Source organism: Azospirillum sp. UENF 211521 (assembly GCF_058780535.1).
This window is the reverse complement of record NZ_JBSNCF010000002.1, coordinates 1,248,200-1,270,240: the sequence shown is the minus strand read 5'-3', so window position 1 is coordinate 1,270,240 and position 22,041 is coordinate 1,248,200. Positions and strand designations below refer to the sequence as shown.

The following is a 22,041-nucleotide window of genomic DNA, read 5'->3' as shown; positions in this document are numbered from 1 at the left end:
TCGGGGAAGCCATTCGCCCATTGCACGGCTAACCTTTTGCGGGGGCTCGAAAGACGCTGATAGGTTCGTTCCTGAACAAAAGAACAGGAGGGGACTTCCCGTATGAAACGCCGTTCATTCCTTGCCAGCGCCGGTGTCGGCGTCGCGGCCAGCACCCTTGCCGCTCCGGCCATCGCGCAGAGCACGCCGGAAGTGCATTGGCGCCTCGCCTCCAGCTTCCCGAAGAGCCTGGACACCATCTACGGCGCCGCCGACGTGATCGCCCGTCGCGTCGCCGCCATCACCGACAACAAGTTCACGATCCGGCCCTTCGCATCGGGTGAGATCGTTCCCGGCCTCCAGGTTCTCGACGCCGTGCAGAACGGCACGGTCGAGTGCGGCCACACCGCCAGCTATTACTATGTCGGCAAGGACCCGACCTTCACCTTCGACGCGACGGTGCCGTTCGGCCTGAACGCCCGCCAGCAGAACGCCTGGATCCTCCAGGGCGGCGGCATGGAGCTGCTGCGCGAGTTCTTCAAGGGCTACAACGTCGTCAACTTCCCGGCGGGCAACACCGGCACCCAGATGGGCGGCTGGTTCCGCAAGGAGATCAAGACGGTTCAGGACCTCAGCGGTCTGAAGTTCCGCATCGGCGGCTTCGCCGGGCAGGTGTTGACCAAGCTGGGCGTCGTGCCGCAGCAGATCGCCGGCGGCGACATCTACCCGTCGCTGGAAAAGGGCACCATCGACGCCGCCGAGTGGATCGGCCCCTACGACGACGAGAAGCTCGGCTTCAACAAGGTCGCCAAGTACTACTACTACCCCGGCTGGTGGGAAGGCGGGCTGAACGTCTCGCTGCTGGTCAACCAGCAGAAGTGGGAGGAACTGCCGAAGCCCTATCAGGCGGCCCTGGAAGCGGCCTGCTTCGAGGCGCTGGCGATCATGAACGCCAAGTACGACGCCGACAACCCCGCCGCCCTGAAGCGTCTGGTGGCCGGCGGCGCCCAGCTCCGTCCCTTCCCGCGCGAGGTGATGGAGGCCTGCTACAAGGCGGCCTACGAGCTGTACGACGAGACGGCCAAGAACAACCCGAAGTTCGCCAAGATCTACGAGCCGTGGAAGAAGTTCCGCGACGAGGAATACCTGTGGTTCCGCGTCGCCGAGAACAGCTTCGACAACTTCGCCTTCACCGCCGGGCAGCGTCGGTAAAGGAGGATCGGTGCGGCGCTGCGGCGCCGCACCGTTTCGGCCGCTACTGGGCGGCCAGTTTCTGGGACAGGCGTTGCAGATCCTGCGACGCGCGGTCGGCGATGCGCTGGGCGGCGACCAGCGTGTCGGTCAGAGTGCCGACGTCCGGCGCGATCTCGCCCGCGGCGTCGGACATCTCGTCCAGGGCCTTCACCGCGGTGTCGATCAGGCGGATGACCAGCCCCGCGGGGCCGTCGGCGTTGTCGTACCCAGCCATTCCAAAATCTCCATGGTTGCGCAACCCAGCCCGAACGACACGGGCACGAGTTTCCATGGAGGGGGCGGCCCGCGCAAGCCGCTTGTTGCGCTGCACGCGTTCCCGCTCCGGCGGGACGGCCTCAGTGAATGCCCGGCGCCTCCTGCCCGGTGCTCGCCACATACTCGGTGTAGCCGCCGCCATACTGGTGGATGCCCTCCGGAGTCAGCTCCAGCACCCGGTTCGACAGGGCGGCCAGGAAATGCCGGTCGTGCGAGACGAACAGCATGGTGCCCTCATAGGCGCCCAGCGCCGAGATCAGCATCTGCTTGGTGTCGAGGTCGAGGTGGTTGGTTGGCTCGTCCAGCACCAGGAAGTTGGGCGGGTTGAACAGCATGATCGCCATGACCAGCCGGGCCTTCTCGCCGCCGGACAGCACGCGGCACTTCTTCTCCACATCGTCGCCGGAGAAGCCGAAGCAGCCGGCGAGCGCGCGCAACGCTCCCTGGCTCGCCTGCGGGAAGGAGGTCTCCAGCGATTCGAAGATGGTCTTGTCGCCGTCGAGCAGATCCATGGCGTGCTGGGAGAAATAGCCCATGCGCACGCTGCCGCCGACCGTGACGGTGCCGTTGTCCGGTTCGGTCGCGCCGGCCACCAGCTTCAGCAGCGTCGACTTGCCGGCGCCGTTGACGCCCATGACGCACCAGCGCTCCTTGCGGCGGATCGTCAGGTCCAGCCCTTCGTAAATGGTCCGGCTGCCATAGCCCTTGTGCACGTTCTTCAGCACCGCGACGTCGTCGCCGGAGCGCGGGGCCGGCGGGAAGTCGAAGGTGACGATCTGGCGGCGCTTGGGCGGCTCGAACCGCTCGATCTTGTCGAGCTTCTTCACCCGGCTCTGGACCTGGCTGGCGTGCGAGGCGCGGGCCTTGAAGCGCTCGATGAACTTCAGCTCCTTGGCCAGCATGGCCTGCTGGCGCTCGAACTGCGCCTCCTGCTGCTTCTCGCGCAGCGCCCGCTGGCGCTCGTAGAAGCCGTAGTCGCCGGAGTAGCTGGTCAGCGACCCGCTGTCGATCTCAATGATCTTGTTGACGATGCGGTTCATGAACTCGCGGTCGTGCGAGGTCATCAGCAGGGCGCCCTCGAAGCCCTTCAGGAAGCCTTCCAGCCAGATCAGGCTTTCGATGTCCAGATGGTTGCTCGGCTCGTCGAGGAGCATGACCTCGGGGCGCATCAGCAGGATGCGGGCCAGCGCCACGCGCATCTTCCAGCCGCCGGACAGCATGCCGACGTCCATGTCCATCATCTCCTGGCTGAAGCTGAGGCCGGCCAGCACTTCGCGCGCCTTGCCCTCCAGCTCATAGCCGCCCAGCTCGTCGAAGCGGGCCTGGACCTCGCCGTAGCGCTCGATGATGGCGTCCATCTCGTCGGCGCGGTCGGGGTCGGCCATGGCGGCTTCCAGCTCGGCCAGCTCCGCGGCGACGGTGCTGACCGGGCCGGCGCCGTCCATCACCTCGGCGACGGCGGAGCGGCCGGACATCTCGCCGACGTCCTGGTTGAAGTAGCCGATGGTCGCCTGCTTCTCGATCGCCACCTGGCCGGTGTCCGGCAAATCCTCGCCGGTGATCATGCGGAACAGCGTCGTCTTGCCCGCCCCGTTGGGACCGACCAACCCGATCTTTTCGCCCCGGTTCAACGCCGCCGATGCTTCGAGGAAGAGGATTCGGTGACCATTCTGCTTGCTGATGTTGTCGAAGCGGATCATGTGCGGTTGCGTTCCTGCGGCGTTGTTCCCATGGCGTGGCGGGGGCACTTATGCCACAGGATGTGCGGTGCGATGGAGTCCAGATCGGCGCCATGCGAAAATCACAACCCGGAGACCGTGTGATGGGGCGTCCGCCGCAGGTTTGGGACTATTGGCGCCCCACCGGCAGTGGCGGCGGCGGCATCGTCGAACTGGGCACCGTGCGTGGGCTCGACGTGGCCCTGCCGGTGCATTTCCATCGCGAGGATCAGCTGACCTTCGTCCTGGCGGGGCGGCGGCGCTTCGTCATCGCGGGCGAACGGCGCGAGGCCGGCCCCGGCGAGGGTGTGCACATCCCGGCGGGAACGCCGCACCGCTCGCTGTGCGGGGCGGACGAGGTCGTCTGCGTCAACCTCTACACGCGACCCGGCCTCCACGCCGCGCCGGAGGCGATTGCCGCGCTGGCCCGGCATTGGCGGAGGACGGGCGGGCTGGGCTGGCCCGACCTGACGCGGATCGCCGAGGACCATCGTCACTCCATCGGGACCGGGGTGGAGCCCGCATCCGCGTTCACGGGAGGCGAGGCGTGGGGCAGCGTCGGCGACGCGGCCCGCCGCGCCGGGATGAGCCGCGAGGGTTATTCTCGCCGGTTCCGCAAGCACCATGGCGTCCCACCCCACGCCTTCGGGCTTCAGGAGCGGCTGAACGAGGCGCGGTTGCTGCTCCGCGCCGGGGAGCCCATCGCCGCAGTCGCGGCGGACACCGGATTCACCGACCAGAGCCATCTGGGGCGCTGCTTCCGCCGTGCCTTCGGCGTGACGCCGGGCCGCTACCGGGCCGGGTAGGTCACATCCGTACCAGACCGCCGCCGCGCCGCCTGCTACCCATCCGGCATTCACCCACAGCCAATCTTGGGAGCATGGCATGTCCATCGCAGTGTCCGCCGCCTCGTACCTCCTGGTCGTCGGCGCCGGGGTCAGCGTCGCGTTGCAGCAGGTCCTCAACGCCAATCTCAGGGCCGACCTCGGTTCGCCCTGGTGGGCGGGCTTCGTCAGCTACGTCGTCGGCATGCTGGCGATGCTGGCGGTGGCGCTCTTCGCGCCCGGACCCCGCCTCGCCGAAGCGGTGAGCGGGGCGGGGTCGTGGGTCACCTGGACCGGCGGGCTGTTCGGGGCGCTGTTCATCGGGACGGCCATCCTGATGGTGCCCCGCCTGGGGGCGGCGACCGTGCTGGCGCTGATCGTGGTCGGCCAGATGCTCGGCTCGCTCGTCTTCGACCATGTCGGCCTGCTTGGGCTGCCGCAGCAGCCGATCAGCCCGACCCGGCTCGCCGGGGCGGCCTCCCTGATCCTCGGCGTCGTCCTGATCCGGCTGTAAGCGCCCTCAGGCGGTGCGGTGCAGGGCGAAGCCGGACGCGCCGGGGGCTTCCAGATCGGGGCGGAGTTCGAGGCTGGGGATCGCGTAGTCGCCGCCGTTCTGGCGGCGGAAGGGGATCGGCGCCGTCGTCTCCAGCGTCCGCATCCGCTCCCGCAATTGCTCCGCCGCCCGCGCGAAGCCGGTCTCGTCGAAGCGGTCCACCCGGTAGGCCACGAAGGGCGGCAGCACGTCGTAGCCGGGGTAATGCAGGATGCCGTGGTTGATCGGGAACAGCAGGTCGTCGATCGGGCCGTTGATGCCGCGCGGCGCGTAATGCTCAGCCCAGCCGCCCGTCGTCACCACCAGCATGGCGCGCTTGCCGGCGAAGCGGCCCTCGCCGTAGCGGTCGCCCCAGCGGCGGTCGCTGTGCTCGCCCACGCCATAGGCGAGGCCGTAGGCGTAGACGCGGTCGACCCAGCCCTTGAGGATTGCCGGCATGGTGAACCACCAGAGCGGGAATTGCAGGATCAGCGCGTCGGCCCACAGCAGTTTTTCCTGCTCGGCCTTCACATCGCCGGTCAGCGCATCGGCGGCGAAGGCGGCGCCGGAGGCGGCGGCCACCTTCAGGCGCTCCCCCTCGCCGAGGCTGGGGAAGTCGGCGTGATCCACCGTTGTCTTCCAGTTCATGGCGTAGAGGTCGGAGACCCGCACCGTGTGGCCCTGCGCCTCCAGCTCCGCGACGGCGGCGTCGCGCAGGGCGGCGTTGAGGGAGCGCGGGTCGGGGTGGGCGAAAACGATAAGCACGTTCATCACAGGCACCTGTTCGCTTGAAAGGCTTGCGCCTCACGCTATGCGGGTGGAGATTGATCCGGTAGACGGGATGAATGGATAGAACTCTGCCGGAAAATGGATCAATCGAGCATCACGCTGGACCGCATGCGGACCTTCGTCCGGGTCGCCGAACGGGGAAGCCTGTCGGCGGTGGCGCGCGAGATGGCCATCGGGCAATCCAGCGTCACCCGGCACATCCGCGAATTGGAGGAGGCGCTGGGTGTCGCCCTGTTCAGTCGGACCACGCGGCGCGTCGTCCTGACCGCGGAGGGCGAGCGCTACCACGCCAACGCCGTCCAGATCCTGCGCCTCGTCGAACAGGCGGGCGACGAGGCGCGCGACACCGGCCGCGCCTTGGCCGGGACGGTGCGCGTGTCCTGCACGGCGGCGCTCGGCGTCCGGCACATCAGCCGGCTGATCTTCGCCTTCCAGGACCGCCACCCGGAGATCGCCGTCGATCTCGGCCTGACCGACGAGCGCATCGACCTCGTCCGCGACGGCGTGGACATCGCCATCCGCCTCGGCCCGTTGACTGACAGCTCCTTGAAGCGGCGGGCGCTCGGGATGAGCCGGCGCGTCCTCGTCGGAGCGCCGGCCTGTCTGGAGCGGCACGGCCGGCCGACGGCGCCGGCCGACCTTGCGGGGTTCGACGGCGTGCGCATGTCGAACATTGCGGGGAGCGACCGGCTGACGCTCGAAGGGCCGGACGGCAGCCTCCACGCCGTGTCCCTGGGGGGGCGGCTACGGGTCGATCACGGGCTGGCCGCGCGCGAGGCCTACCTCGCCGGCCGCGGCATCGGCCCGGCCCATGTCTGGCTGGTCGACGATCTGCTTTCCGACGGCCGCCTGGAGGTTCTCCTGCCCGACCACGCGCCGCCCGCCGTGCCGCTCAACCTGCTGATCGTGCCGGAACGGGCCGGCATCGCGCGGGTCCGGCTGCTGGTGGAGTTCCTGGCGGAGACGATCGCGACCATCCCCGGGATCGAGCGGCCGTCTCGGGGATAGCCGAAAGGGTGATTAAGGGGCAGCCCCCTCGGTCACCGCCAAGCCACGGCGCGTGCGGCGCGGCAGGCGCAGGCGCCCGTTGAGGACGAGATGAGCGACGAGGCCGATCAGCAGGCCCCAGAACGCCCCGCCGATGCCGAGCAGCTTGATGTTCGCGGCGGACGCCAGGAAGGTGATCAACGCCGCCTCGCGGGACGCCGGGTCGGCCATCGCCCCGGCCAGGCTGCCGCCGATGGTGCCGAGCAGCGCCAGACCGGCGAGCGCGGTGATGAAGGTCGCGGGAAAGGCCATGAAGACGGCGGCCAGCGTCACCCCGAACACCCCGACGAGCACGTAGAAGACGCCCGCGGCGATCCCGGCGATCCAGCGCTTGGACGGGTCCTCATGCGCCTCCTTGCCGGTCGCGATGGCGGCGGTGATGGCGGCGATGTTGAAGGCGTGGGAGCCGAACGGGGCCATGAGCAGCGAGCCGAGGCCGGTCACGGTCACGATGGGGTTGGCGCTCGTCTTGAAGCCGTCGTTCCGCAGGACCAGCATCCCCGGCATGTACTGGCCGGACAGCGTGATCAGGAACAGCGGCAGAGCGACGGACAGCAGCGCGTTCAGCGAGAAGTCCGGCGCGGTGAAGACCGGGGTGGCGAACTCCAGCGACAGCCCAGACAGATCGACGCGGCCCTGCGTCAGCAGGAAGGCGAGCCCGAGGACGAGGATGCCGACCACGGCGTAGCGGGCGGAGAACCGCTTCAGCGCGACGTAGGCGACGATCAGCAGCCCGACCAGCAGCGGGTCGACGCTGGCCCCGCCGAACGCCCCGATGCCGAAGGGGAGCAGGATGCCGGCGAGCAGGCCGGAGGCGATGCCGGGCGGGATCAGCCGGATGACCTTATCGAAGCAGCCCGACAGGCCGAGCGCGACGAAGGCCGCCGCCGAGATCATGTAGGCGCCGACCGCCTCGGCGTAGGGCGTCGTCGCCAGCGCGGTGACGAGGAACGCCGCGGCCGGGGTGGACCAGGCGGTGATGATCGGCTCGCGATGGCGCCAGCTCAGGAACAGCCCGGTCAACCCGACGCCGATGGAGACCGACCAGACCCAGGAGGCGGTGAGGTCGGGGCTGAGGCCCGCGACCTTCGCCGCCTGGAAGACCAGGATGAAGGTGCCGCCGTAGTTGACGATGACGGAGATCAGGCCCGCCACGACGGGGTGGGTGAGGTCGTTGAGGCGGATGGGGGTCGAATTGGGTGGCATGGTTGCGCGAAACCTCCGGACGGTTCGAGCCGCAAGGGCGATGAGCGGCCTTGACAACTACCCGACCAATGGCCTGATGTGCCCATCCGCTTTATCGAAGAGGGCCAGACCAATTGTTCCGGCATTCCCAGCTCGAGTCCGTGAAGGCGTGGATCGCCAACCCCGCCCACGCGGCGATGCCGCTTCACGCGCGGATCCAGCGGGCCGTCAGGCAATTGATCGTCGATGGCGCGCTCGGGCCGGGCAAGCCGCTGCCGGCCTCGCGCGCGCTCGCCGCCTCGCTGGGGGTGTCGCGCGACACGATCGAGGCGGCCTACGCCCAGCTTCACGCCGAAGGCTTCATCGACCGGCGCGTCGGCAGCGGCAGCTTCGTCGCGGAGATCAGTGAGTTCACCCCCGGCCGCCGCCGGCCCCGGCGCGACACGCTCCCGAGCGATCCGGCGCCCGCTCTCAGCCGGCGCGGGGCCGCCGTGTTCGAGGGGGGCGGCGTGCGCGAGATGCCGGCGCCGCGGCCCTTCGCCCACGGCGTTCCGGAAACCCGGACCTTTCCGCTCGCGCTCTGGGAGCGGCTGGAACGGCAGGTGCGCAAGGAGGTCGGCGCGCAAAGCCTGTTCCACGGCGATCCCCAGGGGACCGAGCCGCTTCGCCGCGCCATCGCCGATTATGTGAACCTCGAACGCGGCGCGCGCGCCACCGCCGACCGCGTTCTGGTGCTGACCAGCTCGCAACAGGCGATGTCGCTCTGCGCAACCCTGCTGTTCGACCCCGGCGACGGGATTTTCCTGGAGGACCCGGCCTATTACGGGGCGCGCAAGGCGTTCGAGGCGGCGGGGCTGGACTGCGTTCCGGTCCGCGTCGACCGGCAGGGCATCGTCGTCGATCACATCCTGGCCGAGCCGCAGCGGGCGAAGGCGGTGTTTCTGACGCCGTCCCACCAGTTCCCGACCGGCGCGACGCTGGCGCTGGACCGCCGTCTGGCCCTGATCGAGTGGGCGGCCCGGCATCAGGCCTGGATCATCGAGGACGACTACGACAGCGAGTTCCGCTACGCGGGCAAGCCGACGGCCTGCGTGCAGGGGCTCGATCCGCATGGCCGGACCATCTACATCGGGACCTTCACCAAATCGCTCTTTCCCGGATTGCGGATCGGCTACGCCGTGCTGCCGCCGTCGCTCGTGAAGCCGATGACGGTGGCACGCACCCTGCTGGACGGCCACACGGCGCCGATGGCGCAGCTCACGCTGGCCCGCTTCATGGAGGGTGGGCATTTCGGGGCGCATGTCCGGACGATGCGCGGCGTCTACGCCGAGCGTCTCGACGCGCTGGCGGGTCTCGTCCGCAAACACCTGTCGGACTTCGTCGAGCCGCAGGTGCCCATCGGCGGGTTGCAGATGCCCTGCCTGCTGACCGGCGATCTGACGGAGCGCGCCGCCGTTGAGGCGGCGCGGCGGGTTGGGATCGAGCTGCTCGGCCTGTCGGCGCTGCACGCCGCCGGCGATGGCAAGGCGGGTTTCCTGATGGGCTTCGCGGCCTACACGCCGTTCGAAATCGAGACCGCGGTCAGAAAGCTGGAGACGGCGTTCCGCGCGGCGGCGACGCCGTAAATTCGGCGGGCCTCCGGAACAAGGAGAATTGGTCTGGACCATTGCTGGAAAATGGCTGGGTGCAGCGAGCCATTCGTCTGGTATCCGAGAACCGACCAATCCACGACGCTCCCGGCGCGGGGGCGGGAGGCGACCCATGCACAAGACAGCGGTGGCGATCCGACACGTCCATTTTGAAGACCTCGGCATCTTCGGCGCGGTGCTGTCGGATGCCGGCTATGCGGTCCGCTATCATGATCTCGACGCGGCGCCGTTCGCGATGCTCGATCCGCTGGAGCCGGATTTGCTGATCGTTCTCGGCGGTCCCGTCGGGGTCTATGACAGCGACGCCTATCCCTATCTCGTGGAGGAAACCTCGCTCCTGGCGGCAAGGCTGGCCGCGGGGCGCCCGACGCTCGGCATCTGCCTCGGGGCGCAGCAGATCGCCAAGGCGCTCGGCGCGGCGGTGCGTCCCATGGGTCACAAGGAAATCGGCTTCGGGCCGCTCACCCTGACCGATGCCGGACGGGACGGGCCGCTTCGCCACCTGGAGGGCGTTCCGGTGCTCCACTGGCACGGGGACGCCTTCCAGATTCCCGCCGGGGCGGAAAGCCTGGCGTCGACGCCGCTCTGCGCAACCCAGGGGTTTTCGGTCGGCCGCCACACGCTGGCGCTGCAATTCCATCCGGAGGTCGACGTGGCCGCCGGCATCGAGCGATGGCTGACGGGCCACGCCGCCGAATTGGCGGGGGCCGGCATCGACCCGCGCGTGCTGCGCGGTCAAGCGGCGCGGATCGGCCCGGAATTGCGTGAGGCCGGGCAGAAGATGCTGGCCGAGTGGCTCCGGGCCGTGCCGTGATCCCTGTGCGGCGGGGTGGGATGGGGTGCTCACCGATCTGCACGACGCCGCCGATCTGTGGCACAGTCCGCTCCGACGAGCCGCCTCATAGGGAAGTTGAATGAACGACGCAGCAAGGAACGTGCTGATCGACGGCATGGAGCGTTGGAGCGCCTTCATCGAGGCGAACGCCTCCTGGGCGGAGGTGATCTTCTTCCTGTGCGCCTTCGCGGAGTCCCTGGCCTTCGTCGGGTTCGTGGTGCCGGGCGTGGTGCTGATCGCCGCGGGAGGCGCGCTGGTCGCCTCCGGTGCCCTCGGCTTCTGGCAGGTGTACATCGCCCTCGCGCTGGGCGCGGTGCTGGGCGACGCCGTGTCCTACTGGCTCGGCCGGGTGTTCGGCGATCGGGTTCCGGCGGTCTGGCCGTTCCGCCAGCGGCCGGAGCTTCTGGAGCGGGGTGGCCGCTTCTTCCTGCGCCACGGCGGCAAGAGCGTCTTCTTCGCCCGCTTCCTCGGTCCGCTGCGGCCGGTGGTGCCGATCACCGCCGGGATGATGGCGATGCCGCACCACAGCTTCCAGACCGCCAACCTGCTGTCCGCGGTGATCTGGGTGCCCCTGATGATGGCGCCCGGCATCGCCATCGCGAAGGGGGTCGGCATCGACGAACTCCTGTCCGGCGCCAGGGCGACGCCGGCGGTCACCCGCAACCTGGGCGACGCGCCCTGCGTGCCGGCGCCGCCGATCGACGGCGAGCCGTCGCGCTGCTGACCGCCCTCAAGCGCATTTGGAATAGCCGCAATTGAGGCAGCTGTCGCAGCCCTCCTGTCGGATCAGGCCGGGCTGGCCGCATTTCGGGCATTGCCGGAGACTGGCCGGCTCGGCTCCGACGGCCGCCGTCGCGGCGCCGGGCTCCCCCGCGTCGGGCAGCATGCCGATGGCCTTCAGGTGCCGTTCGATGACGTCGCCGATGGCCGCCAGCAGGGACGGGACGTAGCGGCCCTGCATCCAGGCGCCGCCGCGCGGGTCGAAGACCGCCTTCAACTCCTCCACCACGAAGCCGACCTCGCCGCCGCGGCGGAACACCGCGGAGATCATCCGCGTCAACGCCACGGTCCAGGCGTAATGCTCCATGTTCTTGGAGTTGATGAAGACCTCGAAGGGCCGGCGCCGCCCGTTCTCCACGATGTCGTTGATGGTGATGTACATGGCGTGGTCGCTGTCCGGCCAGCGCACCTTGTAGGTCTCGCCCGGCAGCGTTTCCGGACGGTCGGGCGGCTTGGACGACGCCGTGGCCGGGGCGGAGCCCGGCGTGATCGGGGACGTGGTGCCCTCCTTCTTCACCGACAGGACGGAGCCGGTGACCGCGTTCGGCCGGTAGGTGGTGCAGCCCTTGCAGCCCAGCTCGTAGGCCTGCCAGTAGACGTCCTTGAAGGCGTCGAAGGGCAGATCCTCCGGGCAGTTGATCGTCTTGGAGATGGAGCTGTCCACATGCCGCTGGGCGGCCGCCTGCATCACCACATGCTCCGCCGGGGTCAGGGACTGCGCATCCACGAAGTAATCGGGCAGGGGCTGTTCGGCCCCGAAGCGCGCGCGGAACAGGCGGTGGGCGTGGTCGCTCACCTCCTCCGTCCGGCGGGTGCCGTCGGGCATCAGGACGGTGCGCTCGTAGCTGTAGGAGAAGACCGGTTCGATTCCCGACGACACGTTGTCGGCGAACAGCGAGATCGTTCCGGTCGGCGCGATCGAGGTCAGGAGGGCGTTGCGGATGCCATGCTCCGCGATCAGGGCGCGCACGTCCTCGTCCAGCCCGCGCACCATCGGGGCGTCCAGATAGGCGTCGCGGTCGAAGAGCGGGAAGGCCCCCTTCTCCGCCGCCAGCCGGGCGGAGGCGCGGTAGGCCTCGTTGCGGATCGTCTTCAGCCAGGAGTCGGTCAGCGCCACCGCCGCCTCGCCGCCGTAACGGGCGCGGCAGAGGATCAGCGCGTCGGCCAGCCCGGTGACGCCCAGCCCGATGCGGCGCTTGGCGTGGGCCTCCCGCGCCTGCGCCTCCAGCGGGAAGCGCGAGGCGTCCACCACATTGTCCATCATCCGCACGGCGAGCGCGGTCAGTTCCGTCAGCCGGTCGGTGTCGAGCCTGGCCGTCTCCTCGAACGGGTCGATCACCAGGGCGGCGAGGTTGATCGAGCCGAGCAGGCACGCCCCGTAGGGGGGCAGCGGCTGCTCCCCGCATGGGTTCGTGGCGGAGATGGATTCGCAATAATTCAGGTTGTTCTGCCCGTTCACCCGGTCGATGAAGATGACGCCCGGCTCCGCGTAGGCGTAGGTGGCCTGCATGATGCGGTCCCACAGGCCGCGGGCCCGCACCTCGCGATGGACCTGCCCGTCGAAGACCAGCGGCCAGGGCCGGTCCTCGCGCACGGCGTCCATGAAGGCGTCGGTGACCAAAACCGACAGGTTGAACATGCGCAGCCGGCCGGGCTCGCGCTTGGCGTCGATGAAATCCTCGATGTCGGGGTGGTCGCAGCGCAGCGTCGCCATCATCGCGCCGCGCCGGGCGCCCGCCGACATGATGGTGCGGCACATGCTGTCCCACACGTCCATGAAGGACAGCGGGCCGGAGGCGTCGGCGCCCACACCCTTCACCAGCGCGCCCTTGGGCCGCAGGGTGGAGAAGTCGTAGCCGATGCCGCCGCCCTGCTGCATGGTCAGCGCCGCTTCGCGCAGGTGGGCGAAGATGGCGCCGAGGTCGTCCTCGATCCGCCCCATGACGAAGCAGTTGAACAGCGTCACCGTCCGCCCGGTGCCGGCGCCGGCCAGGATGCGCCCGGCGGGCAGGAACTCGAAACGGGACAGCGCCCGTTCGAAGCGCGGCGCCCAGACCGCCGGATCGGCCTCGGGCGCGGCGAGCGCCGTGGCGATGCGGCGCCAGGTGTCGGCGATGGTGTCGTCGATAGGGTCGCCGGCGGCGGACTTGAAGCGGTACTTCATGTCCCAGATCCGCTGGGAAATGGCGGCGATGCCCGTCATGCGTCCTCCCTTGGCGCGGCCGGCCGGTCCATGGCGCCGGTCCGCCGTCAACGCTGTCCAAAGAGTAGGGGCCGCCCTTCCGGGGGTCAACCGCGGGGGCGGTCCGGCCGTTCCCTTTGCGTTCCGTCGGTCAGTTGCTGATGCGGTCCCGCTGGTCCGGCATGGCCTTGAGCGTCGCCAGGATCCGCCCGGTGTCGGCGCCGGACCCGCACAGGCCGAGCGCGGTCTCGCCGAAGTCCACGAGGCTGTGGCGGCGCGGGGCCGGCGCCCGCTCCAGCGGCACCAGCCACGCCGCGTGCCCGCGCGCCGCCAGGGCGTCGAAGTAGCCGCGCTGGGTGTCGAACGGGATGTTCGTCTCGCGCGGGTCACCGATGACGAAGACTCGGCGTTCGGGGTCGCGCGGGATGCGGTCGAGCGAGTCGGCGGGATCGAACCAACCCTGCGGCCGGGCCAGCGCCCTCTGGAGTCCGCGCGCCTCCAGATAGGCCCGGTAGGCCGGCGCGCCGGAGGAGATCACCGCGCAGCGCAGGTCGTGGCGGCGGGCGAGGAACTCCGCGGTCAGCGTGCCGCCGGCGCTGTGGCCGCCCAGCGCCCATGCCGTCACGCCGTAGCGGGCCTTCAGGACGTCGAGCAGGGCGTTCATCAGGGCCGCCTCGCGCGGCGTGTGGCGCGTTGTCCAGAAACGGCCGGAACTGCCATAGGCGCCGGGCCGGGCGAGGAACAGGAAGGGAATGCCGAACCGCTCCGCCAGGGCGCGTTCCTGGTCGATCATGGCGGCGACGCCCAACCCCTCCTGGTGGCCGACGGAGGTCGGCTTGGTCCCCATGATGTCGCCGTGCATCCAGGCCGCGGCGATGGGGTTGGGGCCGGGGGCGGGGCGCAGGCCCGCCGCGTAGTAGCGCAGGCACTCCCCGCGCCCGTCCACCTCGACCCAGGCGGCGGTTTCCTGGGCCTCCAGCGCGGCGCAGGCCTTGCGGGTGATGGTGACGCCCCCGGTCACCGCGGCGTTGGAGAAGCGTTCCGCGCTCGGCTGCGACTGGGCGTGGGCATCCGTCGCCATCGACGTCGCCAGCACAAAACCGGCGAGGAAGGCGAAGGCCGTGGCGCGGCGCATCAGGAGGCGGTTTCGCTCACCGCGGCGGTGGCCGGTTCCGCCGCCTTCGGCCGCACGGTGGCCGGTCCGCCGGCGGCGACGACCAGCCGGTCGGTGGCCGCCTCCAGCCGCTCCTCCAACTCCTGCATGGCCTTGGCGCGGCCCAGGCCCGCCGGGATGGGGGGCAGGAATTCCACCATGATGGTGCCCGGCCGCTTGATGAAGCTGTTGCGCGCCCAATAGAGGCCGGCGTTCAGCGCCATCGGCACGATGGGGATCTTGAGATGGTCGTAGAGCACGCCGACGCCGATCCGGTAGGGGCGGTAGGCGCCGACGGCGACGCGCGTCCCCTGCGGGAAGATCACGATGGGCCGACCCTCGTCCCGCACCGGGCGGGCGTTCCGGACCATCGAGGCGACGGCGCGGCCCTTGGCGCCGCGGTCGACGGCGATCATCCGGGACCGGGCGGCGTACCAGCCCCAGATGGGAATCCACAGAAGCTCGCGCTTCAGGATGATCGCCGGGTCGTTGACGAGGAAGTGCAGCTTCATCGTCTCCCAAGCCGACTGGTGCTTGGCGGCCAGGATGAAGGACCCGCTCTGGGGAACATGCTCCCGCCCGCGCACCTCGTAACGGATGCCGACGAGCGTGCGCTCCAGCCACGAGACGGTGCCGAAATACCATGTGATCACGCGGATCATGCTGCGTCGCGGCAGCAGCAGCGACCACAGGATGCCAACGCAGATGACCGCCGTCCACACGTAGAAGGCGACGTTGAAGGCGAGGGAACGCAGGAAGATCATGGCCGGGAACTTGTCAGGATTCGATCAGCTTCTCAAGCGTGTAGCGAAGGCGCGTCACAATGTATTTGTTGTACTCGGTCATCAGCAAATTCGCCGTGCCCGGCCACAGCCACCAGTCGTTGAGATGCACGTTGGGGGAGGCGACGGGGTGGGGCACCACCTCGACCTCCGGGATCACCATGCGGAACTCCAGCAGGCTGCGCATCATGTGGTAATTGGCGGTGACCAGCCGCATCGATCCGTAGCCCTGGGCGCGCAGCCAGTCTGCCGTCTCGTAGGCGTTGCCGATCGTGCTGTCCGCCGAATAGCCGAGCGTGATGCAGCATTCCATCTCGCCGGGGAACTGGCGGGAGCGCTTCAGAAGCTCCTGCACCTCCAGCCCCTCGTAGACGCCGGAGACGAACAGCCGGTGCGCCCGCCCGTCGGCCAGCAGCTCCAGCCCGGTGCTCAGCCGCCCACTGCCGCCGGTCAGCACGACGATGGCGTCGGTGTTGCGCGTGGCCTCGGCGCTGCCGGGCGGCGGCGGGGTGCGGGGGATCGACGCGGCGAACCAGAACAGCCCGCCGAGCCACAGAAGTCCGCACCAAGCTGCCAGCAGCAGCAGTCGTTTCAAGGCGCGGATGACCCGGGTGCGTCGCGAGGGGAGCGCCATCCCTCAGCCTCCGGACGGATGAATCGGGCGGGCCGTCACGGCATCGACTCCAGCGTGCGCAGCACCGTCCAGCGCGCGGTCAGCGCCGCCAGCAGGCAGGCGGCCAGCGGCACGGCGGCCAGCGCGGCGACGGCCCACCAGGGCGAGGTGGCGAGGTCAGGCAGCAGGCTGGCGTGGAGCCCGGCGGCGGCGTGGCCGATCCCGCCCAGCGTGCCGGCGGCCAGCAGCAGCCCGGTCATGCCGCCGCGCAGGGTCAGGCCGATGACGTGCGATTCGAACTGCCGCGCCACATAGCGGTCGGTGGCCCCCATCAGGTGCAGCAGTTCCACCACGTGGCGGTGGATGGCGAGGCCGGAGCGCACGGCGAAGATCACCGCCATCACGCCCGCCCCGCCGATCAGCGCGACGATGCCCAGCGCCGCCAAGTGCATCGCCCCGGCGAAGCGGCGCAGGTCGGCCAGCCACACCGCGTGGTCGTCCAGCGTGGCGCCGGGGGCGGCGGAGGTCAGGCGCGCCGCCAGCGCCGCCGTGTCCACCGGCCCGTTGGTCATCACGTCGATCAGCCGCGGCATCGGCAGCAGCGGATCGGCGGCCTCCTTGCCCAGCCACGGCTCCAGAAGCCGGCCGACGTCGCCGCTGGACAAAAGGCTGGCGGTCGCGATGCCGGGGGTGGCGCGCAGGACGGTCAGCGCCGCCTCCGTCCGCTCCTCCAGCGGGGCGGCCTGGGCGCTGTCGGGCAGCGGCATGACCTGCACGGTCAGCCCGCCGGCCAGACCGCTGTCCCAGCGCCGGGTCATGTCGGAGACGAGCAGGGCCCCGGCCAGCGCCAGCGCCGCCAGATAGACCATCAGCGCGGTCAGCCACATCAGGAAGCGCGAGGTCGGGTCCTTCGCCAGCGGCAGGTCGGAGTTTCGGCGGGTCAGCGGCGGCAGGGCCATGGCGTGTCTCCTTCCCTCCGCGTCAGGCCCAGCGCGAGGCGTGCGCCGGCAGGACGTGCAGGCGCCCGTTCTCCAGCATCAGGCGCGGGTGCTCGAAGCGGCGGATCAGCGCCTCGTTGTGCGAGGCGATGACCACGGTGGTGCCCAGCTTGTGAAGCTCCTCGAACAGGTAGAGGAGACGCATTCCGATGCCGTCGTCGACGTTGCCGGTCGGCTCGTCGGCCAGCAGCAGACGCGGGCGGTTGATGACGGCGCGGGCGATGGCGACGCGCTGCTGCTGCCCGCCCGAGAGGGTGGAGGGCAGGGAGTTCAGATGGTTGCCCAAGCCCACCCAGCGCAGGATCTCCGTGCAGTGCTCCACCACGTCGGACTCGCGGGCGCCGCCCATGCGCAGCGGCAGGGCGACGTTGTCGAGCGCCGAGAGATGGTCGAGCAGGGCGAAGTCCTGGAACACCACGCCGATCTGACGGCGCAACGCCGGAAGGTCGGTGCGCTTCACCCGCGCCATGTCCTTGCCGAACAGGGTGACCAGCCCGCGCGACGGGCGGAGCGCCAGATACATCAGCTTCAGCAACGACGACTTGCCGGCCCCGCTCGCCCCCGTCATGAAGTGGAACGAGCCGGGCGGCAGGGTGAAGCTGATGTCGCGCAGCACCTCCGGCCCGGTGCCATAGCGCAGTCCCACATTTTCGAAACGGATCACGGTCCCACCAAAGGCGCAACGGAAGGCCCCGGCGGCGTCCCGCCGGGTGCGCGGATGGACAATGCACCGGCAGGGGCGGGCGCGTCCACCGCTGTCCACCGCGCGGCAGCCATTGCCCTGGCCGGGGTGGTGGTGGTCGGGGCCGAGCGCGGGCCCCGAGCGTTCCTTGCTTCACACCCCATGACTACCTATAAGGACAGTCTGCAAATTCGGTGACAACGATCGGCATCTATGATCATCACCTGCCCGGCCTGCGACACACGGTACACTCTTGCCGATTCGGCGGTTGGTCCGCAGGGCCGGAAGGTGCGTTGCGCCCAATGCGGCCACATGTGGTGGCAGTCGCCGCAGGATGAGGCCGCCTTTCCCCCCGACGCGGTGACCGAGTTCCATCCGGTCCCGCCGCCATCCGCCAAGACGCCACCCTCCAAGACGAAGGCGGCTGCCAAGCCTCCGGCGGACGCGGGCGCGCGGCGCCGGGCGCTGGTCGGCTGGGGGAGTTTCGTTGCGGTCCTGCTGGCCATCGGCGCCGCCGGTTACTTTGGCCGCGTCGCCGTGGTGCGGCTGTGGCCCCCGGCAGCCCTGTTCTACGAGACGGTCGGCCTGCCGGTGGAGCCGCCGGGCACCGGCCTCCAGCTCCAGAACGTCCGATCGGAGCAGAAGGCCGAGGACGGCAAGGCGGCCTTGCTGGTGGAGGGGCAGATCCTCAACGTTTCCGAGACGGCGCGCGCGGTGCCGGCGCTGCGGGTCACCGCGCTCGGCGCCGACCGTCAGCCGTTGCGGAACTGGACCGTCGAGCCGGTGCCGCCGCAGATTCTTCCCGGTGAGATCGCCACCTTCCGCGACGTCCAGGCGGACTCCGCCGGGGTGCAGGAGGTCATGATCACCTTTGACGGCGGTCGCTGACCGCCGTTCCATTATGGCGCGTAGCCCCGGATGATCAGCGAGACCGCGCCGTCGACGATCCGGGTCAGCTGCTCCTCGGTCGGGCGTTCCGACAGGCACAGCATGAAGCGCAGGTGCGTGTGCGACTTGACGAGTCCGACAAATTGCTCCGCCGCCAACTGCGGATCGGGGATGCGCAGCAGGCCGCGGCGGTCGAGGTCGGTCATGAAGGCGCTGATGTGCTCCATGGTGCGGGCGGGGCCCGCCTCGTAGAAGGCGCTCGCCAGCTCGGGGAAGCGGTGGGCCTCGCCGACCACCACGCGGTAGCCGGCCAGCGCATGCGGCGACAGGATCATCGTCACGAATTGGCGGGCGATCAGGCGCAGCCCGTCGGCCGTGTCGAGCGCGCGCGCCTCCTCGCAAACGGCGGCCATCGCCTGCCCCTTGCATTCGCGGGCGACCATGACGCGGAACAGCTCGTCCTTGCTGCCGAAATGGGCGTAGAGCGTCGCCTTGGACACGTTGGCCGTCTTGGCGATGGCGTCCATGCTGACGGCGCCATAGCCATGGTCCAGGAACAGCTTTCCGGCGGCCTCCAGGATCTGCGCGGGCTTCGATCCTGCCTCCGGGGTGGGGGCGACCAGCGTGCTCATGCGTTCCTCATGTCCTGAAACCAGGGGGCCTGAAACCGGGTGTCCTGCCACCGGCCCTGCATCCTGTTGTACCACGGTGCCGGCGGAGCCTGCGGACCTTCGTGCGCCGAGTCCCCGCTGCCGTAACGCGTTCCGCATCCAACCACAATCCCAAACGTTAAAACTAGACCGTTCAGTTCACTCTTGACAACAGGTAGGCCCGCGATCATGTTTTCGCAAGACTAAACTGAACGGTTCAGTTTCGGCGGGACGGCGGCGAGCCGGACCGTGCCGGGCAAAGAACCGAAACGGGTGGGCTGGATTACGATGGTCAAGACCGTGCGGAAGATCGTTCTGTCGGGTGTGGCGGTGGCGGCGCTGGCCGGTGGCGGCTACGCCGGCTGGGAGTGGTGGACCGAGGGTCGCTTCTTCGAGTCGACCGACAACGCCTATGTCCACAGCGACATCACGGTGGTGAGCCCCAAGGTCTCGGCCTATGTGCGGGACGTCCGGGTGGCGGAGAACCAGCAGGTCGCCGCGGGCGACGTGCTGGCGGTTCTCGATGATCAGGACTTCCGCGCCAAGGTGGCGGAGGCCGAGGCCAACGTCGCCGCGCAGAAGGCGGCGCTCGGCACCATCGACAGCAAGCTGCAGCTCCAGAAGGCGATCATCGATCAGGCCGCCGCCTCGGTTTCCAGCGCCGAGGCCGAGCAGCGCCGCGCCCAGCAGGATTTCGACCGCACCCGCGCGCTCGCCAGCGACAGCTGGGCCAGCCGTCAGAAGTTCGAGACGGCCGACGCCGACCTGCGAAAGGCGACGGCGGAGACCGCCCGCAGCCGCGCCGCGCTGGTCGCGGAGCAGGATCAGGTCGGCGTGCTGAACGCCAGCCGCAGCGAGACCGACGCCCGGCTGCGCCAGGCGGAGGCCGCCCTGCAGACCGCGCGCAACGATCTGAACAACACGGTCATCCGCGCCCCGGTGGACGGGGTGGTCGGCAACCGCGGCGTCCAGGTCGGCCAGTACGCGCGTCCGGGCGTTCAGCTTCTCTCGCTGGTGCCGCTGCCCGACGTCTATGTGGTCGCCAACTTCAAGGAGACGCAGCTCGCCCGCATGCGCCCCGGCCAGCCGGTGACGGTGGAGGTGGACGCCTATCCGGACAAGCATCTGCTCGGCCGGGTCGAGAGCTTCGCCCCGGCGTCGGGCTCGCAGTTCAGCCTGCTGCCGCCGGAGAACGCGACCGGCAACTTCACCAAGATCGTGCAGCGCGTGCCCGTGCGCATCGCCCTGCCGCGCGACAGCGCGCTGTCCGGCCTGCTGCGCCCCGGCCTGTCGGTGGTCGCCGAGGTCGACACCCGCGGCGCCGAGGAGCAGCCGCACGACAGGGGCACCGTCATGGGCGCGCTGGTCCCCGGCCGGACGGTCGCATCGAAGTAACCGCGCCGACACCCGTTTTTCGTTCCAATCTCTTTCGTCCTGGAGAGGGCGACCATGACCGCCATCACCAACGACGACACCCCCACCGCCCGCAACGCCAATCCCCCGGCGGACGCGGGCGGCGAGACCGCCGCGTCCCGGCTCCAAACTCCCCCGCCCCCCGCGGGCCGGGGCGCGGCGGCTCCTTCCTCTACCCCTTCCAATACCGGGCCCGGCGTCGGACCGCGCCCGGTGAGCACGCGCGACTGGCTGGGCTTCCTGTCCATGGTCGTCGGCATGTTCATGGCGATCCTGGACATCCAGATCGTGTCCAGCTCCCTGTCGGAGATCCAGGCGGGCCTCGCGGCCAGCGCCGACGAAATCTCGTGGGTGCAGACCTCCTACCTCATCGCCGAGGTGGTGATGATCCCGCTGTCCGGCATGCTGGCGCGGATTCTCTCCACCCGCGTGCTGTTCACCATCGCCGCCGCCGGCTTCACCCTGACCAGCGTCGCCTGCGCCTTCACCTCCAGCATCGAATCGATGATCGTGTGGCGGGCGCTCCAGGGCTTCATCGGCGGCGCGATGATCCCGACCGTCTTCGCCACCAGCTTCTCCCTGTTCCCGCCGGAAAAGCGGGCCGGCGTGTCGGTGATGATCGGTCTGGTCGCCACCATGGCGCCGACGCTGGGCCCCACGCTGGGCGGCTGGCTGACCCAGAGCTTCTCCTGGCACTGGCTGTTCCTGGCCAACGTGCTGCCGGGCATCGCCGTGACCTCGCTGGTGTGGACGCTGGTCGATGTGGACAAGCCCAACCCGGCGCTGCGCAAGGGCTTCGACTTCATCGGTCTGGGGCTGATGGCCGCCTTCCTCGGCAGCCTGGAGTTCGTGGTCGAGGAAGGTCCGCGCCAGGACTGGTTCCAGGACGAGTATGTGGCGATCTTCGCGGTGGTCGCCGCGGTATCCGCCGTCGGCTTCTTCTGGCGGGTCCTGACTTACGGCAACCCGATCGTCGAGCTGCGCGCCTTCCTGGACCGCAACTTCGCCATCGGCTCGCTCTACAGCTTCATCATCGGCATCGGGCTCTACGGGGCGGTCTATCTGCAGCCGCTGTTCCTGGCGCGGGTGCGCGGGCTGAACAGCCTGCAGATCGGTACGATCATGTTCGTGACCGGCGCCTTCCAGTTCCTGTCCGCGCCGATCGCCGGCGCGCTGTCGAAGAAGCTCGACCTGCGGGTGATGCTGGCGATGGGGCTGTGCCTGTTCGGCACGGGCGTCTGGCTGAACGCCCACCTGACCAACCAGTCGGGCTTCTGGGAGCTGTTCCTGCCGCAGGCGGTGCGTGGCCTGTCCTTGATGCTCTGCTTCATCCCGGTGAACACCATCGCGCTCGGCACCTTGCCGCCGGAGCAGCTCAAGAACGCGTCGGGCCTCTACAACCTGATGCGCAACCTGGGCGGCGCCATCGGTCTGGCGGCGATCAACACCGTGCTGCTGGAGCGGGCCTCCCTGCACATGAACCGGCTGGGCGACAACCTGAACCTTGCCCGCCCGCTGGTGCAGGAGACGCTGGACGGGCTGGCCGCCAAGTTCGACGGGCTGGTCGCCGACCCGCAGGCCGCGGCCATGAAGACGCTGGCCCGCATGGTGGAGCGGGAGGCGATGGTGCTGACCTTCAACGACTGTCTGCTGCTGATGGCCGGGGTGTTTTTCGCCGGGCTCCTGCTGATGCCGCTGGTGCGGCGTCCGGGCGGCAAGCCGGCGGCGGCGGATCACTGACCCGCCGCCGCCCGGTTGCGGGGATGGAGCGTTCCGGTGAAGCGTCCCGGTGACCGGCGCCTGTCTTCGTGCTATAGGGCAGGCCGTCGCGTC

Annotated in this window: 21 protein-coding genes and 1 pseudogene; 11 read left to right on the top strand and 11 right to left on the bottom strand. The window is 69.7% G+C overall.

The window, feature by feature from the left end; all coding sequences use genetic code 11:
* Positions 1-102: 102 nt before the first annotated feature.
* The gene (locus ACWPN5_RS22550; RefSeq protein WP_145681053.1) at positions 103-1,191 is read left to right on the top strand and encodes a TRAP transporter substrate-binding protein; all 1,089 of its coding nucleotides are present in this window, start codon (positions 103-105) and stop codon (positions 1,189-1,191) included.
* A gap of 43 nt (positions 1,192-1,234) precedes the next feature.
* On the opposite strand, the gene ACWPN5_RS22545 is transcribed toward ACWPN5_RS22550, so the two are convergent.
* The gene (locus ACWPN5_RS22545) at positions 1,235-1,447 is read right to left on the bottom strand and encodes a hypothetical protein (RefSeq protein WP_040135042.1); all 213 of its coding nucleotides are present in this window, start codon (positions 1,445-1,447) and stop codon (positions 1,235-1,237) included.
* Positions 1,448-1,568: 121 nt separating this feature from the next.
* A complete protein-coding gene (locus tag ACWPN5_RS22540) occupies positions 1,569-3,188 on the bottom strand; it encodes an ABC-F family ATP-binding cassette domain-containing protein (RefSeq protein ID WP_137141802.1) in 1,620 nt (539 codons plus the stop codon).
* Positions 3,189-3,310: 122 nt separating this feature from the next.
* Here ACWPN5_RS22540 and ACWPN5_RS22535 point away from each other — a divergent pair, with 122 nt between their 5' ends.
* Together ACWPN5_RS22535 and ACWPN5_RS22530 are read left to right on the top strand one after the other, a co-directional pair.
* Entirely contained in the window at positions 3,311-4,012 is a 702-nt protein-coding gene (locus ACWPN5_RS22535) for an AraC family transcriptional regulator (RefSeq protein WP_492297461.1), read from the top strand.
* A 79-nt stretch (positions 4,013-4,091) separates the two neighbouring features.
* Positions 4,092-4,544: a DMT family transporter gene (locus ACWPN5_RS22530; protein ID WP_492297459.1), complete on the top strand. Its 453-nt coding sequence runs from the start codon at positions 4,092-4,094 to the stop codon at positions 4,542-4,544.
* Positions 4,545-4,550: 6 nt separating this feature from the next.
* On the opposite strand, the gene ACWPN5_RS22525 is transcribed toward ACWPN5_RS22530, so the two are convergent.
* Entirely contained in the window at positions 4,551-5,333 is a 783-nt protein-coding gene (locus ACWPN5_RS22525; protein WP_145681050.1) for an NAD(P)H-dependent oxidoreductase, read from the bottom strand.
* A gap of 96 nt (positions 5,334-5,429) precedes the next feature.
* On the opposite strand from ACWPN5_RS22525, the gene ACWPN5_RS22520 reads away from it, so the two are divergent.
* A complete protein-coding gene (locus ACWPN5_RS22520) occupies positions 5,430-6,359 on the top strand; it encodes a LysR family transcriptional regulator (protein WP_492297457.1) in 930 nt (309 codons plus the stop codon).
* 12 nt (positions 6,360-6,371) lie between these two features.
* Here the strand turns inward: ACWPN5_RS22520 and ACWPN5_RS22515 are convergent, their stop codons facing one another.
* Positions 6,372-7,604, bottom strand: coding sequence for a benzoate/H(+) symporter BenE family transporter (locus ACWPN5_RS22515; RefSeq protein WP_492297455.1), 1,233 nt, complete (start codon positions 7,602-7,604; stop codon positions 6,372-6,374).
* Between the two features lie 113 nt (positions 7,605-7,717).
* Between ACWPN5_RS22515 and pdxR the strand changes: the two genes are divergently transcribed.
* From pdxR to ACWPN5_RS22500, 3 genes are all read left to right on the top strand, one after another.
* On the top strand, positions 7,718-9,208 hold the full coding sequence (gene pdxR / locus ACWPN5_RS22510; RefSeq protein ID WP_492297454.1) for a MocR-like pyridoxine biosynthesis transcription factor PdxR: 1,491 nt from the start codon (positions 7,718-7,720) through the stop codon (positions 9,206-9,208).
* Positions 9,209-9,344: 136 nt separating this feature from the next.
* Positions 9,345-10,046, top strand: coding sequence for a glutamine amidotransferase (locus ACWPN5_RS22505; protein ID WP_492297452.1), 702 nt, complete (start codon positions 9,345-9,347; stop codon positions 10,044-10,046).
* 100 nt (positions 10,047-10,146) lie between these two features.
* Entirely contained in the window at positions 10,147-10,791 is a 645-nt protein-coding gene (locus tag ACWPN5_RS22500; protein ID WP_247888117.1) for a DedA family protein, read from the top strand.
* 6 nt (positions 10,792-10,797) lie between these two features.
* Here the strand turns inward: ACWPN5_RS22500 and ACWPN5_RS22495 are convergent, their stop codons facing one another.
* The 6 genes from ACWPN5_RS22495 to ftsE all read right to left on the bottom strand — a co-directional run bounded on the left by ACWPN5_RS22495 (position 10,798) and on the right by ftsE (position 17,239).
* Complete coding sequence (locus ACWPN5_RS22495) at positions 10,798-13,050, bottom strand: adenosylcobalamin-dependent ribonucleoside-diphosphate reductase (protein WP_492297450.1); 2,253 nt, start codon at positions 13,048-13,050, stop codon at positions 10,798-10,800.
* A 130-nt stretch (positions 13,051-13,180) separates the two neighbouring features.
* Positions 13,181-14,164: an alpha/beta hydrolase family protein gene (locus ACWPN5_RS22490; protein WP_492297449.1), complete on the bottom strand. Its 984-nt coding sequence runs from the start codon at positions 14,162-14,164 to the stop codon at positions 13,181-13,183.
* A complete protein-coding gene (locus ACWPN5_RS22485) occupies positions 14,164-14,946 on the bottom strand; it encodes a lysophospholipid acyltransferase family protein (protein WP_200478980.1) in 783 nt (260 codons plus the stop codon). Before ACWPN5_RS22485 ends, ACWPN5_RS22490 begins: the two co-directional genes overlap by 1 nt.
* A gap of 13 nt (positions 14,947-14,959) precedes the next feature.
* Positions 14,960-15,559 carry a YdcF family protein gene (locus ACWPN5_RS22480; RefSeq protein WP_492297446.1) on the bottom strand — a complete coding sequence of 200 codons (600 nt, stop codon included), beginning with the start codon at positions 15,557-15,559 and terminating at the stop codon, positions 14,960-14,962.
* Between the two features lie 74 nt (positions 15,560-15,633).
* On the bottom strand, positions 15,634-16,536 hold the full coding sequence (locus ACWPN5_RS22475) for a cell division protein FtsX (protein ID WP_137116611.1): 903 nt from the start codon (positions 16,534-16,536) through the stop codon (positions 15,634-15,636).
* Positions 16,537-16,558: 22 nt separating this feature from the next.
* The gene (ftsE, locus tag ACWPN5_RS22470) at positions 16,559-17,239 is read right to left on the bottom strand and encodes a cell division ATP-binding protein FtsE (protein ID WP_014198283.1); all 681 of its coding nucleotides are present in this window, start codon (positions 17,237-17,239) and stop codon (positions 16,559-16,561) included.
* Positions 17,240-17,470: 231 nt separating this feature from the next.
* Here ftsE and ACWPN5_RS22465 point away from each other — a divergent pair.
* A pseudogene (locus ACWPN5_RS22465) lies at positions 17,471-17,563 on the top strand (zinc-ribbon domain-containing protein); the annotation flags it as partial.
* Between the two features lie 6 nt (positions 17,564-17,569).
* Positions 17,570-18,145: a hypothetical protein gene (locus ACWPN5_RS22460; RefSeq protein WP_374191490.1), complete on the top strand. Its 576-nt coding sequence runs from the start codon at positions 17,570-17,572 to the stop codon at positions 18,143-18,145.
* Positions 18,146-18,156: 11 nt separating this feature from the next.
* Here ACWPN5_RS22460 and ACWPN5_RS22455 read toward each other — a convergent pair whose 3' ends face one another.
* Positions 18,157-18,777, bottom strand: a complete 621-nt coding sequence (locus ACWPN5_RS22455; RefSeq protein WP_492297444.1) for a TetR/AcrR family transcriptional regulator — start codon at positions 18,775-18,777, stop codon at positions 18,157-18,159.
* 306 nt (positions 18,778-19,083) lie between these two features.
* On the opposite strand from ACWPN5_RS22455, the gene ACWPN5_RS22450 reads away from it, so the two are divergent.
* Together ACWPN5_RS22450 and ACWPN5_RS22445 are read left to right on the top strand one after the other, a co-directional pair.
* On the top strand, positions 19,084-20,190 hold the full coding sequence (locus ACWPN5_RS22450; protein WP_145681180.1) for an HlyD family secretion protein: 1,107 nt from the start codon (positions 19,084-19,086) through the stop codon (positions 20,188-20,190).
* Between the two features lie 264 nt (positions 20,191-20,454).
* Positions 20,455-21,948 (top strand): DHA2 family efflux MFS transporter permease subunit, encoded by a 1,494-nt coding sequence (locus tag ACWPN5_RS22445; RefSeq protein WP_119509379.1) that lies wholly within the window; start codon positions 20,455-20,457, stop codon positions 21,946-21,948.
* The last annotated feature ends 93 nt before the right edge of the window (positions 21,949-22,041 follow it).

What these genes read in the sequence shown, in the direction of transcription:
- ACWPN5_RS22445 (WP_119509379.1), top strand. Translation starts at nt 20,455, where the DNA reads ATGGTCGTCGGCATGTTCATGGCGATCCTGGACATCCAGATCGTGTCC.
- ACWPN5_RS22550 (WP_145681053.1), top strand. Translation starts at nt 103, where the DNA reads ATGAAACGCCGTTCATTCCTTGCCAGCGCCGGTGTCGGCGTCGCGGCC.
- ACWPN5_RS22535 (WP_492297461.1), top strand. Translation starts at nt 3,311, where the DNA reads ATGGGGCGTCCGCCGCAGGTTTGGGACTATTGGCGCCCCACCGGCAGT.
- ACWPN5_RS22455 (WP_492297444.1), bottom strand. Translation starts at nt 18,777, where the DNA reads ATGAGCACGCTGGTCGCCCCCACCCCGGAGGCAGGATCGAAGCCCGCG.
- ACWPN5_RS22450 (WP_145681180.1), top strand. Translation starts at nt 19,084, where the DNA reads ATGGTCAAGACCGTGCGGAAGATCGTTCTGTCGGGTGTGGCGGTGGCG.
- ACWPN5_RS22545 (WP_040135042.1), bottom strand. Translation starts at nt 1,447, where the DNA reads ATGGCTGGGTACGACAACGCCGACGGCCCCGCGGGGCTGGTCATCCGC.
- ACWPN5_RS22485 (WP_200478980.1), bottom strand. Translation starts at nt 14,946, where the DNA reads ATGATCTTCCTGCGTTCCCTCGCCTTCAACGTCGCCTTCTACGTGTGG.
- ACWPN5_RS22490 (WP_492297449.1), bottom strand. Translation starts at nt 14,164, where the DNA reads ATGCGCCGCGCCACGGCCTTCGCCTTCCTCGCCGGTTTTGTGCTGGCG.
- ACWPN5_RS22460 (WP_374191490.1), top strand. Translation starts at nt 17,570, where the DNA reads ATGTGGTGGCAGTCGCCGCAGGATGAGGCCGCCTTTCCCCCCGACGCG.
- ACWPN5_RS22505 (WP_492297452.1), top strand. Translation starts at nt 9,345, where the DNA reads ATGCACAAGACAGCGGTGGCGATCCGACACGTCCATTTTGAAGACCTC.
- ACWPN5_RS22530 (WP_492297459.1), top strand. Translation starts at nt 4,092, where the DNA reads ATGTCCATCGCAGTGTCCGCCGCCTCGTACCTCCTGGTCGTCGGCGCC.
- ACWPN5_RS22525 (WP_145681050.1), bottom strand. Translation starts at nt 5,333, where the DNA reads ATGAACGTGCTTATCGTTTTCGCCCACCCCGACCCGCGCTCCCTCAAC.
- ACWPN5_RS22520 (WP_492297457.1), top strand. Translation starts at nt 5,430, where the DNA reads ATGGATCAATCGAGCATCACGCTGGACCGCATGCGGACCTTCGTCCGG.
- ACWPN5_RS22540 (WP_137141802.1), bottom strand. Translation starts at nt 3,188, where the DNA reads ATGATCCGCTTCGACAACATCAGCAAGCAGAATGGTCACCGAATCCTC.
- ACWPN5_RS22500 (WP_247888117.1), top strand. Translation starts at nt 10,147, where the DNA reads ATGAACGACGCAGCAAGGAACGTGCTGATCGACGGCATGGAGCGTTGG.
- ACWPN5_RS22475 (WP_137116611.1), bottom strand. Translation starts at nt 16,536, where the DNA reads ATGGCCCTGCCGCCGCTGACCCGCCGAAACTCCGACCTGCCGCTGGCG.
- ACWPN5_RS22515 (WP_492297455.1), bottom strand. Translation starts at nt 7,604, where the DNA reads ATGCCACCCAATTCGACCCCCATCCGCCTCAACGACCTCACCCACCCC.
- ACWPN5_RS22495 (WP_492297450.1), bottom strand. Translation starts at nt 13,050, where the DNA reads ATGACGGGCATCGCCGCCATTTCCCAGCGGATCTGGGACATGAAGTAC.